We start from the raw sequence: 22675 nt of genomic DNA, 5'->3' as shown, positions 1-22675 counted from the left end.
CGACGTGCGTCGTCGTGCGGTCCGTGGAGCAACAGGCATGACTGAACGCGCAGACCTCATCATCGGCATCGACGCCGGCACCTCCGTCATGAAGGCCGTCGCCTTCACGCTCGCCGGCCGCCAGGTCGCCAGCGCCTCCGTGCGCAACACCTATACCACCGGCGATGACGGCTCGGTCACGCAATCCCTCGACCAGACATGGCTCGACTGCACGCGCGCCTTGCGCGGGCTCGCCGACAAGGTCGAAGGCCTCGCCGAGCGCACCGCCGCGATCGCCATCACCGCCCAGGGCGACGGCACCTGGCTCGTCGGCGCCGGCAACCGTCCGGCCGGCGACGCCTGGCTGTGGCTCGATGCCCGTGCGGCACCCACCGTCGAACGGCTGGCCGCGACCGAGGCCGACCGCGCACGGTTCGAGGCGACCGGTACGGGCCTCAACACCTGCCAGCAGGGCACACAGCTCGCCCATATGGACCGTTATTTCCCGGAGCTGCTGGCCGGCGCCGAGACGGCGATGCACTGCAAGGACTGGCTCTACCTGAACCTGACCGGCATTCGCGCCACCGACCCGTCTGAAGTAAGCTTCACCTTCGGCAACTTCCGCACGCGCTGCTATGACAGCGACGTTCTTGCGGCCCTCGGCCTGACGCACCGCCGCGCCCTGCTGCCGGAGGTGATCGAAGGCACGGAGACCACGCATCCGCTGACGGCGGAAGCCGCGGCCGCCTCCGGCCTGAAGGCCGGCACGCCCGTCTGCCTCGGCTATGTCGACATGTGCATGACGGCGCTCGGTGCCGGCGTGCGCAGCGAAGGCCGCAACGCTGCCTGCTCCGCCATCGGCTCGACCGGTGTGCACCTGCTCGCCAAATCCGTCTCCGAAGTGGTGTTGAATGCCGAGCGCACCGGCTATGTCATCGCGCTGCCGATCCCGGGCGTCGTCACCCAGGTGCAGACGAACATGGGTGCGACGATCAACCTCGACTGGCTGCTCCAGCTCGGCGCCGACCTGCTCGGGGAATTCGGCGTGACCGTCAGCCTCAACGAGATGATCGCCCGCGTCGACCCTTGGTTTGCCGCAAGCAAGCCGGGCAACATCCTCTACCACCCCTATATTTCCGAGGCGGGAGAGCGCGGCCCCTTCGTCAATGCGCGGGCACGCGCCAACTTCTCCGGCCTTGCCAGCCGCCACCGCTATCCGGATCTCGTGCGCGCCGTCGTCGAGGGCCTCGGCATGGCGACGCGCGATTGTTACGCCGCGATGGGCACATTGCCATCGGAGCTTCGCGTCAGCGGCGGGGCAGCCCGTTCCGCGGCGCTGCGAAGCACGTTGGGTGCCGCCCTCGGCGCGCCCGTCCGCATGAGCCTTCGCGAGGAGGCGGGTGCTGCTGGTGCTTCGATGATGGCCGCGGTCGCCATCGGCGCCTACCGCACCATGGACGATTGCATCGCCGACTGGGTGACGCCCGAACTCGGCGAGCCTGAAAAGCCGAACGCCGAAGACACCGAACGCATGACGCGCCTCTTTGCCGCCTATGCGGATGTCCGCCGGGGCATCGCGCCCGCCTGGGACATCCTGGCCGCGCGCTGACACGAATGACGATTGCGCCTTCCCAAGGGGTGCCGAAGGAGAATTTGATGAACGAGCCCGAGCTTATTGACCTCTTCGTGATCGGCGGCGGCATCAACGGCGCCGGCATCGCGCGCGATGCGGCGGGCCGCGGCCTTTCCGTCGTCCTCAGCGAAAAGGACGATCTGGCCGAAGGCACCTCCTCGCGCTCCGGCAAGCTGGTGCATGGCGGCCTGCGCTACCTCGAATATTACGAATTCCGGCTGGTGCGCGAGGCGCTGATCGAGCGTGAGGTGCTGCTCAACGCAGCGCCGCACATCATCTGGCCGATGCGCTTCGTGCTGCCGCACAGCCCGGAGGATCGCCCGGCCTGGCTGGTGCGGCTCGGCCTCTTCCTCTACGACCATCTCGGCGGTCGCAAGAAGCTGCCCGGCACCCGCACGCTGAATCTGGCCCGCGACCCCGAGGGCACGCCGATCCTCGATCAATATGCCCGCGGCTTCGAATATTCCGATTGCTGGGTGGACGACGCCCGCCTCGTGACCCTCAACGCGGTGGGTGCTGCGGAAAAAGGCGCCGTGGTGCTGACCCGCTCGCCCACCGTCTCCGCCCGACGAGAAAATGGCGCGTGGAGCGTGACGACGAAAAACAGCGTGACGGGCGAAACCCGCACCTTCCGCGCCAAATGCCTCGTCAACTGCGCCGGCCCCTGGGTCTCCGACGTCATCAACCGCGTCGCCGGTTCGAATTCCAGCCGCAACGTGCGCCTCGTCAAGGGCAGCCACATCATCGTCCCGAAATTCTGGGCGGGCTCGAACGCCTATCTGGTGCAAAACCACGACAAGCGCGTCATCTTCATCAACCCCTATGAGGGCGACAAGGCGCTGATCGGCACCACGGATATCGCTTACGAAGGCCGCGCCGAGGATGTCTCCGCCGACGAGACGGAAATCGACTACCTGCTCAAGGCCGTGAACCGCTATTTCAAGGAAAAGCTGCGCCGGCAGGACGTGCTGCATTCCTTTTCCGGCGTGCGCCCGCTGTTCGACGACGGCAAGGGCAACCCCTCCGCCGTCACCCGCGACTATGTCTTCGATCTCGACGAGACCGGCGGCGCGCCGCTGCTCAACGTCTTCGGCGGCAAGATCACCACCTTCCGCGAGCTCGCCGAGCGCGGCCTGCATCGCCTCAAGCACATCTTCCCGAACATGGGCGGCGACTGGACGGAAAAAGCGCCGCTCCCTGGCGGCGACATGCCCGGAGCCGACTACGAAACCTTCGCCAACAGCCTGCGCGACGCCTATCCCTGGATGCCGCGCAAGCTGGTCCATCACTACGGCCGCCTCTATGGCACGCGGGCAAAGAATGTCGTTGCCGGCGCCACCAGCCTCGACGGCCTCGGCCGGCATTTCGGCGGGCAGTTCTATGAGGCGGAAGCACGCTATCTCGTCGCGACCGAATGGGCGCAAAGGGCTGAGGACATCCTCTATCGCCGCACCAAACACTACCTGCACCTGACGGAAGCCGAGCGTGCGGCCTTCGCCGACTGGTTCCATTCCGCCCGCCTTGCCGCCGCCTGAGGACGACCATGCCGCTGACGCTTTCGCTCAACACCAATCCGCTGGTCAACCGCTTCGCCGATCCCGACGACCTGATCGAGACCGTGGCGCGCGACCTGCGCCTGCGCGATCTCCAGCTGACGCATGAATTCATCAATCCGAGCTGGAATGCTTCCACGATCCGCCGGCTGACGCGGCAGATGGACAAGGCACTCCAGCGCACCGGCGTGCGCGTCACCTCCGGCATGACCGGCCCCTACGGCCGCCTCAACCATTTCGGCCATCCGGATGCGGATGTGAGGCGCTACTATGTCGACTGGTTCAAGACTTTTGCGGACATCATCGGCGATCTCGGCGGCACCTCCGTCGGCACCCAGTTCGCCATCTTCACCTACAAGGATTTCGATGATCCGGCGCGCCGCGAGGAACTGATCCGGATCGCCATCGACTGCTGGGCCGAAGTGGCGGAACACGCCAAGCGCGCGGGCCTGTCCTATGTCTTCTGGGAGCCGATGAGCATCGGCCGGGAATTCGGCGAAACCATCGCCGAATGCGTGAAGCTTCAGGATCGCCTCACCGCCGCGGACATGGCCATCCCCATGTGGATGATGGCCGATATCGACCACGGCGACGTGACGTCCAGCAATCCGGATGACCTCGACCCCTATGCCTGGGCGCGCGCGGTGCCGAAGGTGTCGCCGATCATCCACATCAAGCAGAGCCTGATGGACAAGGGCGGACACCGTCCGTTCACCGCCGAATTCAACGCAAGGGGCCGCATCCAGCCGGAACCGCTGCTCAAAGCCTTTGCGGAGGGTGGCGCGGTAGACAACGAGATCTGCCTGGAACTCTCCTTCAAGGAGCGTGAGCCGAACGACCGGGAGGTCATTCCGCAGATCGCCGAGAGCATCGCGTTCTGGGCACCCCATATCGATACCGGCGTTTCCAATCTCAAGCTGGGCTGACCGTCCGACGGCCACTTGCTAAGACGGACCTGAAAACCGCTTCCGGTTGCAAAGCAAGGCAGGACATCGCTGATGACCGACAATGAAGACTCCCTCGCCGTCCGCGCCGCCTGGCTGCACTATGTCGGCGGGTTCACCCAGTCCGCCGTTGCGAAGCGCTTGGGGATTCCCTCGGTGAAGGCGCACCGGCTGATTGCGCGCGCGGTCGCCGAAGGCGTGGTGAAAGTCAGCATCGATGGCGACATCGCGGAATGCGCCAACCTGGAGGTCGAGCTTTCCACCCGCTACGGGCTCGATTATTGCGAAGTCTCGCCCGATATCGACGACGATCCGCTGGCGCTGACGACGCTCGGCCAGGCGGGCGCGAATTTCCTGCGGCGCGAGATCGAGCGCGGCGAGGCGTCCGTCATCGGCCTCGGCCATGGCCGCACGCTTTCGGCTGCCGTTCGCCACCTGCCGCGCATCAGCGCGAGCGGCATGCGCTTCGTCTCGCTGCTCGGCGGCCTCACCCGCAACTACGCCGCCAATCCCTATGACGTCATGCATCGCCTGGCCGAAAAGACCGGCACGCAGGCCTATGTCATGCCCGTGCCCTTCTTCGCCAACACGGAGGAGGACCGCGAGGTGCTGCTCTCCCAGCGCGGTGTCAGCGAGGTGTTCGATCTCGCCCGCAGCGCCGACCTCAAGATCGTCGGTATCGGCACCGTCGACAACCAGGCGCACCTCGTGAAATCCGGCATGTTGCAGCCGGATGAACTGGAGGAGATCGCCAGCCTCGGCGGCGTCGGCGAACTGCTCGGCCACTTCTTCGACAACCGGGGCCGCATCCTGCAGACGTCGGTGACCGCGAGAACGCTTTCCGCATCCTTCTCCGAGAACGGCAAGGACAGGATCGTCGCGATTGCCGGCGGGCCGGTGAAGACCGAGGCCATCCGCGCCGTGCTTCATAGCAACAAGCTCTACGGCCTGATCACGGACGAGCGTACGGCCCACGCATTGTTACAAGGCACCCCGTAAGAAAATCACAAAATCACAAAATCTGTGTTATATTCTGCGAAGAATGGTGTTATAGACCTCCCCACGGCGTGAAGATGGAGAACGCGGTGAAACGGGAAGAGCGCAGGCAGGAGATCATCAACCTTCTGATCGAAAGCCGGGCCGTCGAACTCGACGACATCGCGGCGCGCTTTGGCGTCTCCAAGATGACCATCCACCGCGACCTCGACGATCTCGAACGCGCCGGTGTGCTGCGAAAGGTGCGCGGCGGCGCGACGATCGATGCCGGCACCCAGTTCGAGAGCGATTTCCGGTTTCGCGAATTGCAGGAGGCCGACGTCAAGCGCGCGCTGGCGGAGACCGCAGCAGAGCTGGTCGAGCCCGGCATGACGGTCATGATCAACGACGGCTCGATGGCCTCCGTGCTCGGCGACGTGCTGGCTTTGAAAAAGCCGATCACGCTCATCACCAACAACGCGGCGATCATGGAGCGCCTGAAGGGCGTCTCCGGCGTCACGCTGATCGGCCTCGGCGGCGTCTATTCCGCAAAATTCAATGCCTATTTCGGCATCGTCACGGAAGAGGCACTGTCGCGCCTGCGCGCCGACATCGCCTTCGTTTCGGCGCCCGCCGCCACCGGCCGGCTCGCCTACCACATGGACGAGGCGGTGGTGCGCACCAAGCGGGCGATGATGAATGCCAGCCGCCAGACCTGCCTCCTGATCAACAGCCGCCGCTTCGGCCATACGGCGCTCCATGTGCTGGCCGATCTCGCTGAATTCGACACGGTCATTTCAGACAAACCCCTGCCCCACGATACCGCCGCCGAACTCGGCAGCGGCAAGATCGTGGTGACGATTGCCAAGGAGACAACGACATGACGTTCTGGGTTGGCACCAGTTGGAAGATGAACAAGACGCTCGCGGAGGCGAAGCTTTTTGCAGACGGCCTCGCTGCCGCGGATGGCGATCGCGACCCACGCATCCAGCGCTTCATCATCCCACCCTTCACGGCCGTGCGCGAGGTGAAGGCGATGCTCGCGAACACCTCCGTCAAGGTCGGTGCGCAGAACATGCATTGGGCCGACGAAGGCGCGTGGACGGGCGAAGTCTCGCCGGTGATGCTGAAGGATTGCGGCCTCGATCTCGTCGAGCTCGGCCATTCCGAGCGTCGCGAGCATTTTGGCGAGACGGATGAGACGGTCGGCCTCAAGACCGAAGCCGCCGTGCGCCATGGTCTCGTGCCGCTGATCTGCATCGGCGAAACGCTTGCCGACCGCGAAGGCGGCCATGCAACCGAGGTGCTGGCGCAGCAGGTTCGCGGCGCGCTTGCGCGGCTCGACACAACGCAGAAACAGGCGGAAATCCTGCTCGCCTACGAGCCCGTCTGGGCGATCGGCGAAAAGGGCATTCCGGCGACGGCGGATTATGCAGATGCGCGTCACGCCGAAATCGCCGAAGTGGCGGAAAGCATCCTCGGCCGCCGCATTCCCTGCCTCTATGGCGGCTCGGTCAACCCGCAGAACTGCGAGGAACTGATCGCCTGCCCGAACATCGACGGGCTCTTCATCGGCCGGTCAGCCTGGAAGGTTGAAGGCTATCTCGACATCCTGGCGCGCTGCGCCTCCACGATCTGAAAGGAGATTTCCATGAAACTCGCTATTGCCGGTGACAGCGCGGGCGAAGGCCTCGCCAAGGTTCTCGCCGATCACCTGAAGGACCGCCATGACGTGCACGAGGTCTCGCGCACCGATGCCGGCCCGGATGCCTTCTACGCCACCCTCTCCGACCGCGTCGCCTCGGCCGTCATCGCCGGCGAATACGACCGCGCGATCCTCGTCTGCGGCACCGGCATCGGTGTCTGCATCTCGGCCAACAAGGTGCCGGGCATCCGCGCCGCGCTGACGCACGACACCTATTCGGCCGAGCGCGCCGCGCTTTCCAACAATGCGCAGATCATCACCATGGGCGCCCGCGTCATCGGCACGGAACTCGCCAAGGCGATCGCCGACGCCTACCTCGCCCAGACCTTCGACGAAAACGGCCGCTCGGCCGGCAACGTCCAGGCGATCAACGAGGTCGACGCCAAATACAACGCGGGCAAATAAGCCGCAGCACACGAAGCGGAATGCGATCGCCCGATCGCCTTCCGCTCTTCGCGTAAGCTTTGACTAACCTAGAGCCGCCTGGAGCTTGCTGGCCGGCGGCGGCGCATAACCGCCGAGGCGGGATGTGCGCATGTTGAGGCCGGCCATGGCCTCGGCAAGCTTCACCGCACAGGTGACGCCATCGAGCACCGGCAGGCCGTGTTCCTGCGCAAGGTCGTTCGCGAGGCCCGCCATACCGGCGCAGCCGAGCACGATGGCCTCCGCCCGGTCCTCGCTGACGGCAAGGCCAATCTCGGCACTGATCTTCTGGCGCGCATTGGAGCCTGGCTGCTCCAGTTCCAGCACCGCCACTTCCGAGGACCGCACGCGGGCGCACCGGACCGACAGGCCGTAGCGCGAGAGATTGTGCTCCAGCGCCGGCACCGAGCGCGCCAGCGTCGTCACCACGGAAAACTTGTTCGAGATCATCGAGGCGAAGTGATAGGCCGCCTCGCCGATGCCGATGACCGGCCTGTCGGTGAGGCAGCGCGCCGCATCGAGCCCGGTATCGTCGAAACAGGCGATGACCACGGCGTCGCAATCCGGATTGCTGCGGATGGTGGAAAGCAGCCCGGCGAGGCTCATCGCCTCGTCGAAATAGCCCTCGATCGAGACCGGGCCGTGCGCCGGGTTGACAGCGACGATCTCGGTGCCGGGGGAAGCGGCGTTGCGCGCCGCCGCCCCGATATGCGCCGTCATCGATGCGGTCGTGTTGGGGTTGATGACGAGGATTTTCATGTCAGAGTTCGCCTCCGAGGTAGGCAGCCTTGATGCGGTCGTCGTTCATCAGGTCCTTGGAATTGCCTGACAGCGCGATCGACCCGGTGGAAAGCGCATAAGCGCGGTTGGAGATGGATAGCGCCATGCGGCTGTTCTGCTCGACGAGCAGGATGGAGACCTTCTCGTCGCGGCTGATGGCGACGATGGCGCGCGCAATGTCCTGCACGAGCTTCGGCGCGATGCCGAGCGAGGGCTCGTCCAGCAGCAGCAGTTTCGGGCGGGCCATCAGCGCCCGGCCGATCACCATCATCTGCTGCTCGCCGCCCGACATGGTGATCGCCTGCTGGTGATAGCGTTCGCGCAGGCGGGGAAAACGCGTCAGTACGTTTTCCAAGGTCTGCTCGATTTCCGCCTTGTCCGAGCGCGTGAAGGCGCCCATCAGCAGGTTGTCCTTCACCGACATCAGCGGGAAGGCGCGCCGCCCCTCCGGCACCATGGAGATGCCCTTGCGCACGACATCGGCGGCCGACGTGCCGTCGAGCCGCTCGCCCTGGTAGAGGATCTGGCCCGACTTGATGCCCCGCAGGCCGGTGATCGCCCGCAGGATGGAGGACTTGCCCGCCCCGTTCGCGCCGATCAGCGCGACCGTTTCGCCTTCCGCCACGTCGATGGAAACGCCCTTCAGCGCGTAGATGTGGTCGTAGTAAAGCTCGACATTCTCAACACTCAAGATCTTGGTCATGGCTTACATCCCGATCGCAGCATCTTCGGAACCGAGATAGGCTTCGATCACCTTCTCGTTCTCGCGGATTTCCTGGGGCGTGCCTTCGGCGATCTTCTGCCCGAAGTTGATGCACACGATGCGGTCGCTGATCTTCATCACCGCAGGCATGTCGTGCTCCACGAGGAGAACGGTGACGCCACGCTCGTCGCGAAGCCGGCGGACAAGGCCCACCATCTTCATCGTCTCGTCGTGGTTCATGCCGGCGAAGGGTTCGTCGAGCAGGATGACCTTCGGATCGGTGGCAAGGCCGATGGCCATGCCGAGCGCGCGCAGGTGCCCCTGCGGCAGGTTGGAGGCAAGCTCGTTGCGGATCGCCTGGAGGCCGAGGAAGTCGACGATGTCGTCTGCCGAAGAGGCAAAGGCCGCCTCGTCTTCCTTGGCCTGTTTCGTGCCAAGGAAGAAGCCGAAGAGGCTCGCCTTGGACCGAAGGTGATGGGAGACGATGATGTTCTCGCGCACCGTCATGGAGCGGAAGATCGTCGTTTCCTGGAAGGTGCGCACGACCCCCATCTGCGCGACCTTGTGGGGCGCGAGGCTGGAGATGCGCCCGCCGTTGAAGAGCACCTCGCCGGAGGTCGCCGGCACGAAGGAGGAGATCAGCTTGAACAGCGTCGACTTGCCGGCGCCGTTCGGGCCGATCACCGAGAGGATTTCTCCCGCCTTCACGTCGAAGGAAACATCGTTGACCGCGGTGAGGCCGCCATAGCGCTTGGTGATGTTCTTGATTTGCAGGATGGGTGTCATCTGCTGCCCTCCTTCTTGTCGAGAAGACTCAAGACACCGTTCGGCAGGACCAGCATGAGCAGGATCATGACGCCGGAGTAGATGAGGAGCTGGTATTCGCGGGCGATCGACAGCAGGTCCCAGCCGAAATAGAGGAGCAGCGTGCCGAGCATCGGGCCGAAGACGTAACCGAGGCCGCCGAGGAAGCAGTAGAGCATGAAGTTCACGCTATCGGCGACCACGAAGGAAGACGGATAGATCGACTGCGCGATGGAGGCGAACATGGCGCCCGCAATGCCGCCGAAGAACGATGAGATCGCATAGGCGAGCACTCGGAGATAGGCGGTGTTGACGCCGATCGAGGCCGAAAGCTCTTCGTTCTGCTGGAGGCTGCGGCAGAGATGCCCGAGCCGCGAGTTCACGATGCGCCAGAGCACCAGATAGGTGATGATCATCAGGAGCACGGCCATGATGTAGAAGCCGAAGCGCGGATTGGACAGCGTGCCGAAGGCCGGGATGATCGTCAGGCCGAAGATCGACAGTTCGCCGGGCAGCGGGATGGAGGTGATGCCCTTCGCGCCGTTGGTGATGGGAAGGGCGAGTGCCGTGAGGCGCGCGACCTCGGTCAAAACCAGCGTGACCATGGCGAAGTAGACGCCGCGGAGCCGGAGGATCGGGAAGCCGATCGCCACCGAAATAATGGCGCAGAACAGGCCCGCAAGCGGCAGCGTCAACCAGAAGGAGACGTTTGCCTGGGTGACGAGGATGGTCGACACATAGCCGCCGATCAGGGCATAGGCGCCCTGCCCGATATTGATGCGGCCGATATAGAAGGTGAGCCAGACGCCGGCAGCCCCGACGGAAAGCAGCGCGACCGAGGTCAGCGTGTAGAAGAAGTCCCAGCGTCCGGTCGCGCTGATGAACAGCGGCACCAGCACGAAGACGACAACGAGGAAGGCGATAAAGCCAAGGAGTTTTTTACCGATCATCGCCTCAACCCCACGGCTTGCCCATCAGCCCCTGCGGGCGGACGGCCAGGAACACCATCAACGATGCGAAGATGACGAGGTAGGTGATATCGCCGTAGGCGGAGAGCACGGTGAGCCCGACGCTCTCCATCATGCCGAGGATGAACCCGCCGGCAATCGCCCCGGAAATCACGCCCGCACCGCCGATCATGATCATCAGGAAGGCCTTGACCGAGGTCGGGCCGCCCATGCCGAGATTGACGCCGGTGATGGTGACGAGCAGCCCGCCGACGAGGCCGGCCAGCATGGCGCCGAGCGCAAAGCCGATCATCGAATAGCGGGAGACATTCACGCCCATCAACTGGGCGGCTACCTTGTCCTGGGCGAGTGCGCGCATGGCGCGGCCGGTCCGGGAATAATGCATGAAGGCGATAAAGGCCACGATGAGCAGGATGGCGAGAACGCCGATCAGGATACGGTCATAAGGCATGATGATGCGCATATCGAGATTGAGCACGCCGTTGACGATCTTCGGCACGCCGCGCTGCTTTTCGCCGAAGAACAGCAGGATGACGGCATCGAGGAAGAAGGCGATGCCCGCCGCAAGCAGCATGGTCGATTCATCGCGTTTTGACCGGCGCACCACAGGCGCGAAGAGGAATTTCTCGATGGCCGCGCCCATGACCGCAAGCACGATCGCCGAGGCGAAGAGGCCGACGATGAAGGGCAGGCCGAGCTGCACGACGACCGTGTAGGTGACGAAGCCGCCGAAGACGTACATCTGCCCGTGGGCGAAGTTCAGCACGTTCATCAGCGAGAAGATCAGCGTCAGACCAAGGGCGATCAACGCATATTGCGCCCCGAGGTAGAGACCGTTGGCGATTATCTGTTCCATCGTGAGCCTCCAATGGAAGGTTCAGGCAAAGAGGGACCCGGCCGGAACTGCACGCGCGGTCCGGATCCCGTTTCTTTGTAAGGTCCTAGGCTCGGATCAGTCGACCTGGCCGACGAACAGCGTCTCGAACTTGCCGCCCTTGTACTCGTTCACCACGAGCGGAACGGAGACCTGGCGCTTCTGGCCGAAGGAGGTCATGCCGACATATTTCAGCTTGGCGTCGCCCTTCATGAAGGGGTTGGCGGCTTCGAACGTGTCCATCGTCTTCTTGAATTCATCGACATTCTCGATGGCGGCTGGGTTCGCCTTCAGTGTCTCGAGGATGTATTCGAGCGCATAGACCTTGGTGTTCGACTCGTCGTTATATTCGCCGAACATCTTCGTATAGCGGTCGACGAATTCCGTCATCGTTTCGCTGGCAAGCTCCGGCGTGGACGCACCACCGACGGAGATGAAGCCGTCCGCGAGTTCGCCCGCACCTTCCTGCAGGACGCTCGCATCCTGGCCGGTTTCCGTCGAGATGAGGCCGGTATAACCGAGCTCGCGCGCCGAGCGGATGAGCTGCGGCGCATTGGCCGGCGAAACGCCGGAAAGCACCAGCAGATCCGGCGACGCCTGGATGACGGGCAGCAGAACCGGCGTGAAGTCCGTCGTGTCCACCTGGTAGGTCACGTTGCCGGACACGACTTCCAGCCCGAGCGCCTCGGCGGCGGCAATGCCGGATTCACGCTGGCTGAGCGGGTCGGATTCGTTGGCGGCAACGAAGGCCACTTTCTTCACGCCCTTGTTTTCCTTCAGGAACTTGTAGATGGCGGGACCGGACTGGTAGTTCGCCACCATGCCGAGGATCGCGTTCGATGCCGGCGCAGTGAAGAGTTCCTTCGGGAAGGCATACGGGAAGTACATGATGCCGTTCTGTTCGGCGACCGGGCGAACGGCCGCGGCACCGTCATCGACGTTCGGGCCGACGACGTAGTGCACGCCGTCCTGCGCCATCTTTTCCATGCCGGCGATGGCACGCTTGGGGTCCTTCTGGTCGTCGAAGGGGACGATCTCGATATTATAGGTCTTGTCGCCGATCTTGACGCCGCCGAGCTCGTTCAGCCAGGCCGCCCGGGTTTCCATCGAGCGCTGGTTGGAAACGCCCCAGGATGCGGCCGGGCCGGAGGTGACGCCCACGAAGCCGATCTTCAGCGTCGCGTTCTGGGCATAAGCCATAAGCGGCAGCGAAAGGACGGTCGCTGCGGCAAGGGCGGAAAATTTCAGGAATGTGCGCTTTTGCATGATGTTCCACTTCCTCTGGGCCATTGATCTGTTTTCTATTGGCGAGCGGGCCGCTGAGCGCGGCCTCATTCGGCCTTTGGCATGGGCATTACGCGCATTGTTAACGATCCTGTCAAGGGGTTGTGAACAAGACATTTTGATCATGTCAACGAAATCGCGGCTTGTTGGTGAACCGAATGCGACATATTAGATGGATCATGCGAGTGCAGGCGGAGCGTATCGAGGTAAACGGCAGTGGTTGAACTCAGCAGCGGAGCGCCCTTCGAAGCGGACGAGATCGACGAGAGCGATATCGTCGAGCGTATTTTCGAGGCGGTCATCGAACAGCGGTTGCCCCCGGGCACGAAATTGTCGGAATCCGCCCTGTGCGATGCCTTCGGCGTCGGGCGCATGCGCATCCGGCGCAGCCTGCTGCTGCTCGCCAGCCGCGAGGTCGTCGAACTGCACGCCAACCGCGGCGCCTTCGTCGCCTCGCCGACACCCGAGCAGGCCCGCGAGGTCTTCGAGGCCCGCCTGGCGCTGGAGCCGAATATCGCGCGGCTCGCCGTCCACCGTGCCTCGGAGGAGGATATTTCCGCGCTGACGCGCCACCTGGAAATGGAATATGTCGCGCACAAGGAGCGGCGGCGTCACGATGCGATCCGCCTTTCCGGCCAGTTCCACACCCTGATGGCGCAGGTCGCCGGCAATGCCATCCTCATCCGCACGATGAAGGAACTGGTGACCCGCACCTCGCTGATCATCGGCCTTTTCGGCTCCGGCGTCAGCAATTGTCGCGACGACGACCACGCGGCGATCGTCGGTGCGTTTCACACGCGGGATGCGGAAAAGGCGGCGTGGATGATGACGCTCCACCTGCGACACATCCAGAACCACCTGGAGCTCGGCGCGAAGACCACGGACTCCGTCGATCTCATGGCGCTTTTCGGCAAGGCGTGAGACGGTTTACGGAACCCGCATCAGCGACTGACCATCCGCATCGGTGACGAGCACGGTCACCTTTTCGGTCACCGCGATTTCCCGCACGATCCGCCGCGCATAGGCAGCTGCAGCCGCCGTGTCATTAAGGATGATGCCCTTGTCGTCCCGCAAGGTCTCGGTGTCGTTGGATATGTGGAAATAGAACCTGGGCATCCCGGCAGGAACTTGCGTTTCATCAGTTTTGAGCATGTTCCTCGCTCTTGGCATAAAACCTCCGACCGCAATATTGATAAAAAATCACTGTGTTGAGATGAGCTTTCCGGTCGCTAGCGGGGCACCTCCACGCGGATAACGGGATCGAAACGGTAGCGTGTCGTCGCGACGACCTTGTAGCCGTTCACCTCCGCATTGGAGACGACCGCCACCGGCAGGCGGGTCGCGGGATCGAACCAGGCCGTCACCCGGCTTTCCAGCACGCCGACCGTCTGGTTGAAGACGAAGCGCTCATGCGGCTTGCCCTCGAACGCCGCCTCGCCCGGGCATTCGAAATCCCGCGCATCCCGGTCGTAGACATAACGATCGGCCATGACGCCTTGCAGCGCCAGCGTCCGCTGCTCGGCCGGCATCGGCGTCCACTGTCCTGCCGCGTGCGTCCAGCCTTCCTCGCCGATCAGGATGAAATCGGCTTGGGTGTTGAGCCCGGAGGTCTTCATGCGCAGGCCGTCCGTCAGGTCGAACAGCGACGAGGAGGCCATGTGCTTGACCACGCTGCCCTCGGGCGAAAGCACATCCGCCGAAACCTCCAGTGCATAACGCGCGGTGTCACGCCGCTGGCTGTTAATCGCGTTGAAATCGGCAAGGCAATCCGCCCGACCGGCCTCTGCCCCCAAGACCGCCAGCAGACCACCAAGAAAAACCGTTCTGGCTTGCAAAACCCTCTCCCCTGCAAACAGCAGCGCTCCTGCGCATCCAGACAGGTGACGCCTCAAGCCGTGCTGCTATTCGCCGGCGCCGCAAATTCGTGCCGCGAAGGCTGAGTGATGTATAAAATGGACGTATAGAGATTACATTCGGCGAATTAAACTCAACATCTTGAGTTTTTCTCAACAAAATGCGAATGAGAATGCCTATTTCTTAGCATTATTGACGATCTATACGACCGTTAATTCAAACTTTAATTACAACTTAACAATTCACGCAAATATTGACAGCACAAGCCCTTCGCTTGCCATGATGGCATCTTCGCGTGCGATTCAGAGTGTTGCGCGTTACCAGCGTCAGTCGGTGGCCTTACATAGGTCGCGTTGCCGATATGGAGGGGGCGATGTTGATCATCCCGGCTTCCGCCATCCTCACGAGGCAACCATGTCTTTCCTGCAAAATGCCAAGATCATCACCAAAGTGCTGGCACCGCTTCTCATTCTAGGCGCCATCACCGTAGCCAGCGTTCTCTACCTGTGCTGGAACTACCAAAGTTCAGATGAACGCTACAGCGACTTTGTTGAAACCGATACGGGCGCGACGTTGCTACTCTCACGCGCCAATACGAGTATCCACACAGCGGCTTACGTCGCCTACAAAATACTTGCTTATGATGACAATTCACCAGACGTGCCGGGGTTGCTCAAGAGCTACTCGGACAACACCACGCAGGCTATTCGACGACTTGAAGAGGCCAAGACGCTGCTGCCTGCGGAAAGCACGACTATTCAAAGCTTCATCGATCAGGCAAGTTCCATTTTCAAGGAAATGGCAAGAGCCAGCGAACTTGGATCTACTGGCAAGAACGAGGAAGCGCGTACACTTCTTGCCCAACAGGACATCGCAATCATAGACCTGCGTAAATCTCTTGCAGCTTTCATCGACAAAAGTACTACCGCCATCGCAGAGCAATCTACCGAGTTGTCTAGTGATGCGTCCTTCACGATCCAGACGTCGCTAGGCGTGCTGGGCGCCGTCTTGCTTGCTGCGCTGGCGGGCGCGCTGGCCATCACGATCTATGGCATCACCAGGCCGGTCAATGCCCTGCGCCAACGCATGCTCACACTTGCGGAGGGCGAGACGGCAGCACCGGTCTCTGGGCTCGCCCGCAAGGACGAGGTCGGCCAGATGGCGGCCGCTGTCGCCGTCTTCCGCGACAATGCGATCGAGCGCATCCGGCTCGAACAGGAAGCCGAGGCGAACCGCGGGCTTTCCGAGCAGGAACGCCGCCAGCGCGAGGAGCAGAAGGCACAGGAGGCAGCAACCATCCAGCACGCCGTCGACGCACTCGCCACCGGCCTGGAACGCCTCTCCGGCGGCGACATGACCCACCGCATCGAGCAGCCCTTCGGCCTTAATCTCGATGGCCTGCGCAGCAACTTCAACGACTCGATGCTCAAGCTCCAGACGACCCTGCGCCGTGTCGAGCAAAGCACGCGCAGCATCAATGCCGGCGCCAACGAAATGCGCTCCGGCGCCGACGATCTGGCGCGCCGCACCGAACAGCAGGCCGCTTCCGTCGAAGAAACGGCAGCCGCACTGGAAGAGATCACCACCGCCGTCAAGGACTCCGCCCGCCGCGCGGAAGAGGCCGGCAGTCTCGTCGCCCGCACCCGCGCGGGAGCTGAACGTTCCGGCATCGTCGTCGGCGACGCGATCGAGGCAATGCAGCTCATCGAAAAGTCCTCCGGCGAGATCACCAACATCATCAGCGTGATCGACGAAATCGCCTTCCAGACCAACCTTCTGGCGCTCAATGCCGGCGTCGAGGCGGCACGGGCGGGCGAGGCCGGCAAAGGCTTCGCCGTCGTGGCACAGGAAGTCCGCGAACTGGCGCAGCGCTCGGCGGCCGCCGCCAAGGACATCAAGAGCCTGATCAGCGCCTCCAGCCTTCAAGTCCAGGCGGGCGTGCAGAAGGTGCGTGAAACGGGTGCGGCGCTCGGCACGATCGCGACGGAGGTGCAGCAGATCAACCGCAACGTCTCGGCCATCGTCGAGGCGGCGCGTGAACAATCGATCGGCCTTCAGGAGATCAACACTGCGGTGAACTCGATGGACCAGGGCACGCAGCAGAATGCGGCGATGGTGGAGCAGACCACGGCCGCGACGCACAGCCTCTCCACCGACGTGTCGACGCTCTCGCAGCTTCTGGCGCAGTTCAAGCTGGACGAGCGCCAAAGTGGGCCGGCCGCGGTAACGGCGATGAACCACCCCGCTGCCGCAAAAGCCTCCCCCGCCCGCACGCTCGCCCGCAAGGTGGCGACCGCCTTCTCGAACTCTTCCGCCCTCGCCCATGCTCCACAAGGCGATCAGTGGGAGGAGTTCTGAGCGGCGTGGGGAGAGTGGCCTCCCGCTCTCCCCATGCCATGTCCGCCCCTGCGACCGGAGACCCCATGTCCAACGTCCTCGCCTTCCCCAATACCAGGCTGATCACCAAGGTGCAGGGCAGCGTCTTCGACGAGGCGCAGATCCAGGCCTATGCGGAGCGGCATCCCGACCGTGTGGCGGAAATGTCCGCCAAGCTGCACCTGGCCGTGAAGGCCGCCGTGATCCTGCATGCGCTCATGGACGACATCAATGCGGAAATCAGGTCATAGGCATGGTGGCGGGTCCGGGCCGCAGCAATCCTGCGGCCCGGATGACGGTGTTTACTGGCCACCCCAGGCGGCCGGATAGTCGGGCAGCTTCTCGCAGCCGCACATGGCGTGATGCAGCGGCGGCATCTTGTCGTTGACATACTGGTCGAGCGTCTCGGCGGTGATGGACGGCTGCGGCATCACCCATTCCGGACCCGGCACCGCTTCGCCCTTCAGCACCTTGACGGCCGCGATGATCGGCGTGCGCCACTGATAGGTCGGATAGGTCGGCGCGATCGCCTTGAAGCCCTCGGCCTTCCATTTCATCAGGAAATCCTGCTGGTCCTCGCCAGTGATGATCGGCAGCGGCAGGCCGGAATCCTCGAAGGCCTCCAGCGCCGCGACGGCCGTTGCACCCGCATCCATCCAGATCGCATCGATCGAGCCGCGTTGCAGGTAGTCCTCGACGATCGACTTGGTCTTGGCATTGTCGCCCTCGGTGAATTCCTCGCCGATGACGTTCAGCCCCTTCTCCTTGAAGATGCGCTTGGCGGCCGAGGCACGGGTTTCCAGCACATCGACGCCGGGCACGATGCGCAGCATCAGCACGTTGGCGCCGGCCGGTGCGGTGGACGCCACGAACTCGCCGGCCTGGATGCCGAAACCGTAGCCGCCGACCGGGTGGATGAAGGTCACCGGGCACTTGGTGTTGACGCCGCGATCGAAGACGATGACCGGCAGCTTGGCGCAGGCTTTTTCGACGGCGGGCGTCAGCGCCGCGGTGGTGTTCGGCGAGACGATCAGCACCGAGCACTTGCCGCCGTTGATCAGGTCGTCGATGTCGGAGATCTGCTTGTCGTCGGAGCCTTCGGCATCGACATGGATGAGTTCCTTGATTTCCGGATGCAGCTTCACCTCGGCCTGCATGTTGGTCCAGCCGGTCACGCGCCAGGCATTGTTCACGCCGGCATTGGAAAAGCAGATCGTGTAGGGACCTTCCTTCTTGTGCTGCGCAGTGTCGACCATCTGGTCACCGTAATATTGCACCCATGGCTCCCCCTCCGGGCCATTGGCCTTCGCCGTCAGCATCTCGCGCTGCCGGTCGAATTCCGCGGGGTCGTCGAAGTTTAGCTGTTGGGCCTGCGCGGTGCTGGCAAAGAGGGCAGCCGAAAGGGCGGCGGTCAGCAGTTTTTTCATGTCTCACTCCCATTTGATCATGATGTTCAGGTTCCTCCCGACGGCCTGACGGCCGGCGAAATTCAGGTCCCGCCGGCGCGGTTGCGCCGGTAGGTGGCAAGCACGACGGCGACGATCAGGATCACACCCTGCACGACGTCGCGCACCGGTTTCGGCAAGCCGATGAAGTTGAGCAGCGTGAAGATCGCCGTCAGCGTCAGCGCGCCGGCAATCGAGGCCGGCACCGAGCCGCGCCCGCCCAGAAGCTGCGCGCCGCCGATGACGCAGGCGGTGATTGCCTGCAATTCGTAGCCGACGCCGACATCCGTCGAGACCCCGGCAAAGCCGCCAAGCAGGATGCCGGCCGTCACCGCGCTCAGCGACGAGACGACGAAGGCGATGATGCGCACCCGCTCCAGCGGAACGCCCGACATCTGCGCCGCCCGCGGATTGTCGCCGATCGCATGCAGCAGACGCCCGAGATTGGTGCGGTGCATGAGCCAGAACAGGCAGATCCCGACCACGATGAGCACCAAGAGCGCCACCGGCAGGAACTGGATCAGCGGAATGCCCTGGATATTGGTGCGCCCGAAGAAGCGGAACGTCTCCGGCAGATAGCCACGCGGCGACCCGCTCGACCACATGAAGGCCGCACCGTTCAACGTGATCATCATGCCGAGCGTCGCGATCAGCGAGGGCACCCGGAGATAGCTGACGACGAGCCCGTTGACCACACCGACGGCAAGCCCGACCGCATACATGACCGGAATGACCCACCAGGTCGCGTCGGCATTGTTGTTGAGCAGCATGGAGGAGCCGACCACCGTCAGCGTGATCACCGAGCCAACGGAGAGATCGAAACCGCCCGAAACGATGACGTAGATCTGCCCTGCGGCGAGGATCGCCAGCGGTGCGGCCCGCTTCAGGAAATTCATGTAGCCGGTAGGCTCGACGAAATTCGGGTTGGACAGCGTGATCGCGACAAGCAGCGCTGCAAGCACGAAGAAGACGGGATTGATCTTCGGCAGACGGCCGCCCCTCGCGGCGCCGGGCGCCTCTGCGGAACCGACGGTTTCCTGGATCATGCCACTATCCTCTTCGAACGCACGGCGTAGAAGGCGACGGCGGCGACGATGATGATGCCGCGCATCACCTGCTTGGCGAAGGCATCGACGCCGGCGAGATTGAAGATCGAGTCGATCAGCGAGAAGATGATGACACCCGCCACGGTGCCCCAGATCCCGCCCTTGCCGCCGGACAGGATCGTGCCGCCGATGACAACCACCGCGATCGATTCCAGATCATAGGCACCCTCGGTGCCGATCCACGGCGAGCCGGATTTCAGCCGGCTTGCGAGATAGAGGCCGGCGAGCGAGGCGCAGAGGCTGCAAATGATATGGCTCGCCATAACCACCCGCGCCGTCTTGATGCCGGCCGCGCGCGCCGTATCGCGATTGCCGCCGACCGAATAGATGTTCGAGCCGAAGCGGGTAAAGCGCAGCACAGCCCAGGCCGCCAGCACGAGCAGCGCCAGCACGATGAGGCTCATCGGCAGGCCAAGCACTTCGCCATAGGCGAAATACTGGAACGCATCCGGCACCGAACCGCCGAAACGGCCGTGGAAGGAGGCAAGGCAGCCCTGGATGATCAGCGCCATGCCGAGCGTCGCGATCAGCGGATTGACCTCCAGCTTGGTGATCATCAGCCCGTTCAGCGTGCCGACGACAGCACCCATCAGCAGCACGGCGAGAACCGCAGGCACCATCATTGCGGGGTCGCCATTCATGATCGCCGAGGAGACGACGGCGGACGCCGAGATCAGATGCGCCACCGACAGGTCGATCGAGCCGACGAGGATGGCAAAGGTCTGGCCGACGGCGGTGATGCCGAGCGCGATGGAGCGGTTGAGGATGGAGACCGCTGCTTCCGGCGTCAGGAACCGCGTGAGGCCGAGGCTGAGCGCAATCGCGATATAGAGGGCGAGTGCTGCGGCAAGCAGCAAAGCCGGTGCATAACGCTCCATGCGCCAGGCGGGACGTTTGGTGAGGGTCGCCGTGGTCATGCCGCCACCGCCTCTTCACCGGTTGCGGCAAGCATGACATCGGCCTCCGATACGCCACGCGGGAACGCGGCCACGAGTTCGCCGGCCCGCATGACAAGGATGCGGTCGGCGGCGCCCAGCACCTCCGGCAGGTCGGACGACACCATCATGATCGCCGTACCCTTGCGCGCCAGATCGCGCATCAGGTGATAGATGCCGGCCTTGGCATTGACGTCGATGCCGCGCGTCGGCTCGATGAAGATCAGCAGCCGCGGCGCCAGCGCCAGCCAGCGCGCGACGATCGCCTTCTGCTGGTTGCCGCCGGACAGCGCCTTGATCTCCTGGGAAAAACTGCCGGCCCTGACATCGAGCTCGTGCAGCAGCTTGTCCATCTCTTCAGCGGAGGCAAAGGGCGTCGCATCGGCCTTGCCCGCAAGGCCGGAAAGCGCGCGCGCCGTCAGCAAACCATTGTCCGAGACCGACTGCATCAGCACCAGCCCCTCGGCCTTGCGGTCCCCCGGTAGAAGACCGATGCCTGCGCGGATAGCGTCGCGCGGACTGGTGAAGCGCGCCGGCTTACCGGCAAGCGCGACCTCGCCTTCAGTGAAGGGCGCAAAGCCGAAGATCGCCTGGGCCAGCGCCACGCGCCCTGCCCCCTGCAATCCGGCAAAACCGACGATCTCGCCCGCCCGCAACTCGAAGGAAATGTCCTTCAGCCGCTCATTGCCGGCGTGGCGCACGGACAGCACGACCTCGCCGATCTCCTGGGACGTCGCCGGTGCCGCATAGAAATCGCCGATATCGCGGCCGACCATGGCGCGCACGATCGTATCGGGCTCCGGCACATGGTCGAAGCTCGCCGCCGTCTCGCCGTCCTTCAGAACGGTCACCCGGTCGGCCAGCCGCGTGATCTCGCGCATGCGGTGGGTAATGTAGACGATCGCCACGCCCCGCTTCTTCAGCGTATCGACGAGGCCGAACAGCACCTCGCATTCCGCCTCGTTGAGGGCGGCGGTCGGCTCGTCCATCACGATCACCTTTGCATCGAGCGACACCGCCTTGGCGATCTCGACCAGCTGCTGGCTTGCGACGTCGAGGTCGGCGACGACCGTATCCGGCTCGATCCGGTGCGCCGAGCCGAACAGTGCGAGCACGCGCCGCGCCTCCGCGTTCATCGCCTTGTGGTCGATCAGGCCAAGCCGCGTCGGCTCGCGACCGAGGAAGATGTTCTGCGCCACCGTGCGCTCCGGCAGCAGGGAGAATTCCTGGTAGATCACGGCGATGCCGGCGCGGATCGCCTCCAGCGGATGGCTGAAATGCCGCTCCTCGCCGCCGACCACGACGGCGCCGCCATCCAGCCGGTAGACGCCGGAGAGGATCTTCATCAATGTCGACTTGCCGGCGCCGTTTTCGCCGGCGAGTGCATGCACCTCGCCCGGATAGGCCGAAAAACTCACGCTCTTCAGCGCCTTCACGCCGGGGAAACTCTTGGTGATGCCGCGCATCTCGATTGCGGGACTATTCATGCTGCTGCCCATGTCTTGCGAATGAACGTTGCGCTTTCGGAGAAAAGCGTCTCGAAATCCGGGAACAGCGGCCGCCAGACGCGGGTCGCCGTCGCGATGGCCGGCAGGCCGGCCCCGAAGGCCTCGAGCGTCAACCAGCCGTCATAACCGGTCTCCTTCAGCACGGTGAACATTGCCGGGAAATCTATGTGTCCGCGCCCGGGGATGCCACGGTCGTTTTCCGAGACGTGGAAGACGCCGATATCCGGGCCGATCAGGCGGATCGCCTCCTCCGGCCGGCGCTCCTCCACATTGGCGTGGAAGGTGTCGTACATGATCTTGAAGGCCGGATGCCCGACCCGGTCGACATAGGCGCGGGCCTGCTCCATCGTGTTGAGGTAATAGGTCTCGAAACGGTTGAGCGGCTCCAGGCTCAGAAGCATGCCATTCGCCGCGGCCCGCTCCGCCAGTGCCCGGTGCGCATCCGCGCCGTATTTCAGCTCATCCTCGCTGGCACCGGCGCCGGTGAAAAAGCCGATCGGCGCATGGAACGGCCCGCCCATGCTTTCGGCGCCCAGCGCAATGGCGCAATCCAGCGCCCAGTCGAGATGGGCAAGCCCCCGCGCCCGCACCTCTGCATCGCAGCTGACGGGATTGGCCTCCGGCGTCGGCACGATCGACGTGGTCGATCGGCCAAGGCCGAGCAGATCGAGCTCTCTGCCAAGGCGCTCGTAGTGGCCGGCGTCCCCCTTGAGGACCGGCACCTCGACGCCGTCATAATGGAGGTCGCGCAGACGCCCAATGCTTTCGAGATGCTGGTCCTCGACGAAGTCGGTCAGGCACAGCAGGTTGATGCCGAGTTTCATGG

The 22675-nt window shown here is 63.8% G+C and carries 23 protein-coding genes; 10 read left to right on the top strand and 13 right to left on the bottom strand.

The window, feature by feature from the left end:
- Positions 1–37 precede the first annotated feature (37 nt).
- The 7 genes from AC1Q6Z_RS00510 to derI all read left to right on the top strand — a co-directional run bounded on the left by AC1Q6Z_RS00510 (position 38) and on the right by derI (position 7194).
- Complete coding sequence (locus tag AC1Q6Z_RS00510) at positions 38–1588, top strand: FGGY-family carbohydrate kinase (protein WP_492646376.1); 1551 nt, start codon at positions 38–40, stop codon at positions 1586–1588.
- Between the two features lie 47 nt (positions 1589–1635).
- Complete coding sequence (locus AC1Q6Z_RS00505; RefSeq protein ID WP_492646375.1) at positions 1636–3147, top strand: glycerol-3-phosphate dehydrogenase; 1512 nt, start codon at positions 1636–1638, stop codon at positions 3145–3147.
- An 8-nt stretch (positions 3148–3155) separates the two neighbouring features.
- On the top strand, positions 3156–4091 hold the full coding sequence (locus AC1Q6Z_RS00500) for a sugar phosphate isomerase/epimerase family protein (protein ID WP_492646374.1): 936 nt from the start codon (positions 3156–3158) through the stop codon (positions 4089–4091).
- 72 nt (positions 4092–4163) lie between these two features.
- Positions 4164–5108: a sugar-binding transcriptional regulator gene (locus tag AC1Q6Z_RS00495; protein WP_492646373.1), complete on the top strand. Its 945-nt coding sequence runs from the start codon at positions 4164–4166 to the stop codon at positions 5106–5108.
- A gap of 86 nt (positions 5109–5194) precedes the next feature.
- Positions 5195–5968, top strand: a complete 774-nt coding sequence (locus tag AC1Q6Z_RS00490; RefSeq protein WP_492646372.1) for a DeoR/GlpR family DNA-binding transcription regulator — start codon at positions 5195–5197, stop codon at positions 5966–5968.
- On the top strand, positions 5965–6723 hold the full coding sequence (locus AC1Q6Z_RS00485) for a triose-phosphate isomerase (RefSeq protein WP_492646371.1): 759 nt from the start codon (positions 5965–5967) through the stop codon (positions 6721–6723). Before AC1Q6Z_RS00490 ends, AC1Q6Z_RS00485 begins: the two co-directional genes overlap by 4 nt.
- Before the next feature lie 12 nt (positions 6724–6735).
- Positions 6736–7194 carry a D-erythrulose-4-phosphate isomerase gene (gene derI / locus AC1Q6Z_RS00480; protein WP_256119673.1) on the top strand — a complete coding sequence of 153 codons (459 nt, stop codon included), beginning with the start codon at positions 6736–6738 and terminating at the stop codon, positions 7192–7194.
- Between the two features lie 63 nt (positions 7195–7257).
- Here derI and AC1Q6Z_RS00475 read toward each other — a convergent pair whose 3' ends face one another.
- The 6 genes from AC1Q6Z_RS00475 to AC1Q6Z_RS00450 form a co-directional block, all read right to left on the bottom strand.
- The gene (locus AC1Q6Z_RS00475) at positions 7258–7971 is read right to left on the bottom strand and encodes an aspartate/glutamate racemase family protein (protein WP_439617704.1); all 714 of its coding nucleotides are present in this window, start codon (positions 7969–7971) and stop codon (positions 7258–7260) included.
- 1 nt (position 7972) lies between these two features.
- On the bottom strand, positions 7973–8695 hold the full coding sequence (locus AC1Q6Z_RS00470; protein ID WP_492646370.1) for an ABC transporter ATP-binding protein: 723 nt from the start codon (positions 8693–8695) through the stop codon (positions 7973–7975).
- A 3-nt stretch (positions 8696–8698) separates the two neighbouring features.
- On the bottom strand, positions 8699–9481 hold the full coding sequence (locus AC1Q6Z_RS00465; RefSeq protein ID WP_256119670.1) for an ABC transporter ATP-binding protein: 783 nt from the start codon (positions 9479–9481) through the stop codon (positions 8699–8701).
- On the bottom strand, positions 9478–10449 hold the full coding sequence (locus AC1Q6Z_RS00460; RefSeq protein WP_256119669.1) for a branched-chain amino acid ABC transporter permease: 972 nt from the start codon (positions 10447–10449) through the stop codon (positions 9478–9480). Before AC1Q6Z_RS00460 ends, AC1Q6Z_RS00465 begins: the two co-directional genes overlap by 4 nt.
- A 4-nt stretch (positions 10450–10453) precedes the next feature.
- The gene (locus tag AC1Q6Z_RS00455; protein WP_256119668.1) at positions 10454–11323 is read right to left on the bottom strand and encodes a branched-chain amino acid ABC transporter permease; all 870 of its coding nucleotides are present in this window, start codon (positions 11321–11323) and stop codon (positions 10454–10456) included.
- Positions 11324–11419: 96 nt separating this feature from the next.
- Positions 11420–12607: an ABC transporter substrate-binding protein gene (locus tag AC1Q6Z_RS00450; RefSeq protein WP_305112339.1), complete on the bottom strand. Its 1188-nt coding sequence runs from the start codon at positions 12605–12607 to the stop codon at positions 11420–11422.
- 234 nt (positions 12608–12841) lie between these two features.
- Here AC1Q6Z_RS00450 and AC1Q6Z_RS00445 point away from each other — a divergent pair, with 234 nt between their 5' ends.
- Complete coding sequence (locus tag AC1Q6Z_RS00445) at positions 12842–13546, top strand: GntR family transcriptional regulator (RefSeq protein WP_256119667.1); 705 nt, start codon at positions 12842–12844, stop codon at positions 13544–13546.
- Positions 13547–13552: 6 nt separating this feature from the next.
- On the opposite strand, the gene AC1Q6Z_RS00440 is transcribed toward AC1Q6Z_RS00445, so the two are convergent.
- Both AC1Q6Z_RS00440 and AC1Q6Z_RS00435 read right to left on the bottom strand, forming a co-directional pair.
- On the bottom strand, positions 13553–13741 hold the full coding sequence (locus AC1Q6Z_RS00440; protein ID WP_439617705.1) for a DUF6894 family protein: 189 nt from the start codon (positions 13739–13741) through the stop codon (positions 13553–13555).
- 113 nt (positions 13742–13854) lie between these two features.
- Positions 13855–14460 (bottom strand): hypothetical protein, encoded by a 606-nt coding sequence (locus tag AC1Q6Z_RS00435; protein ID WP_439617706.1) that lies wholly within the window; start codon positions 14458–14460, stop codon positions 13855–13857.
- 433 nt (positions 14461–14893) lie between these two features.
- Between AC1Q6Z_RS00435 and AC1Q6Z_RS00430 the strand changes: the two genes are divergently transcribed.
- Entirely contained in the window at positions 14894–16837 is a 1944-nt protein-coding gene (locus AC1Q6Z_RS00430; protein WP_492647222.1) for a methyl-accepting chemotaxis protein, read from the top strand.
- Between the two features lie 65 nt (positions 16838–16902).
- The gene (locus AC1Q6Z_RS00425) at positions 16903–17106 is read left to right on the top strand and encodes a hypothetical protein (protein ID WP_492646369.1); all 204 of its coding nucleotides are present in this window, start codon (positions 16903–16905) and stop codon (positions 17104–17106) included.
- A gap of 51 nt (positions 17107–17157) precedes the next feature.
- Here the strand turns inward: AC1Q6Z_RS00425 and AC1Q6Z_RS00420 are convergent, their stop codons facing one another.
- The 5 genes from AC1Q6Z_RS00420 to AC1Q6Z_RS00400 form a co-directional block, all read right to left on the bottom strand.
- Positions 17158–18282 (bottom strand): substrate-binding domain-containing protein, encoded by a 1125-nt coding sequence (locus AC1Q6Z_RS00420; protein WP_492646368.1) that lies wholly within the window; start codon positions 18280–18282, stop codon positions 17158–17160.
- Positions 18283–18344: 62 nt separating this feature from the next.
- Positions 18345–19346, bottom strand: a complete 1002-nt coding sequence (locus AC1Q6Z_RS00415) for an ABC transporter permease (protein ID WP_492646367.1) — start codon at positions 19344–19346, stop codon at positions 18345–18347.
- Positions 19343–20323 (bottom strand): ABC transporter permease, encoded by a 981-nt coding sequence (locus AC1Q6Z_RS00410; protein ID WP_492646366.1) that lies wholly within the window; start codon positions 20321–20323, stop codon positions 19343–19345. The genes AC1Q6Z_RS00415 and AC1Q6Z_RS00410 overlap by 4 nt, the downstream gene beginning before the upstream one ends.
- Positions 20320–21828: a sugar ABC transporter ATP-binding protein gene (locus tag AC1Q6Z_RS00405; RefSeq protein ID WP_492646365.1), complete on the bottom strand. Its 1509-nt coding sequence runs from the start codon at positions 21826–21828 to the stop codon at positions 20320–20322. Before AC1Q6Z_RS00405 ends, AC1Q6Z_RS00410 begins: the two co-directional genes overlap by 4 nt.
- Positions 21825–22673 carry a sugar phosphate isomerase/epimerase family protein gene (locus tag AC1Q6Z_RS00400; RefSeq protein ID WP_492646364.1) on the bottom strand — a complete coding sequence of 283 codons (849 nt, stop codon included), beginning with the start codon at positions 22671–22673 and terminating at the stop codon, positions 21825–21827. Before AC1Q6Z_RS00400 ends, AC1Q6Z_RS00405 begins: the two co-directional genes overlap by 4 nt.
- Positions 22674–22675 lie beyond the last annotated feature (2 nt).

It is taken from the genome of Shinella sp. GW835-FHT14H05 (assembly GCF_058793575.1).
This window is presented reverse-complemented; position numbering and strand designations above follow the sequence as displayed.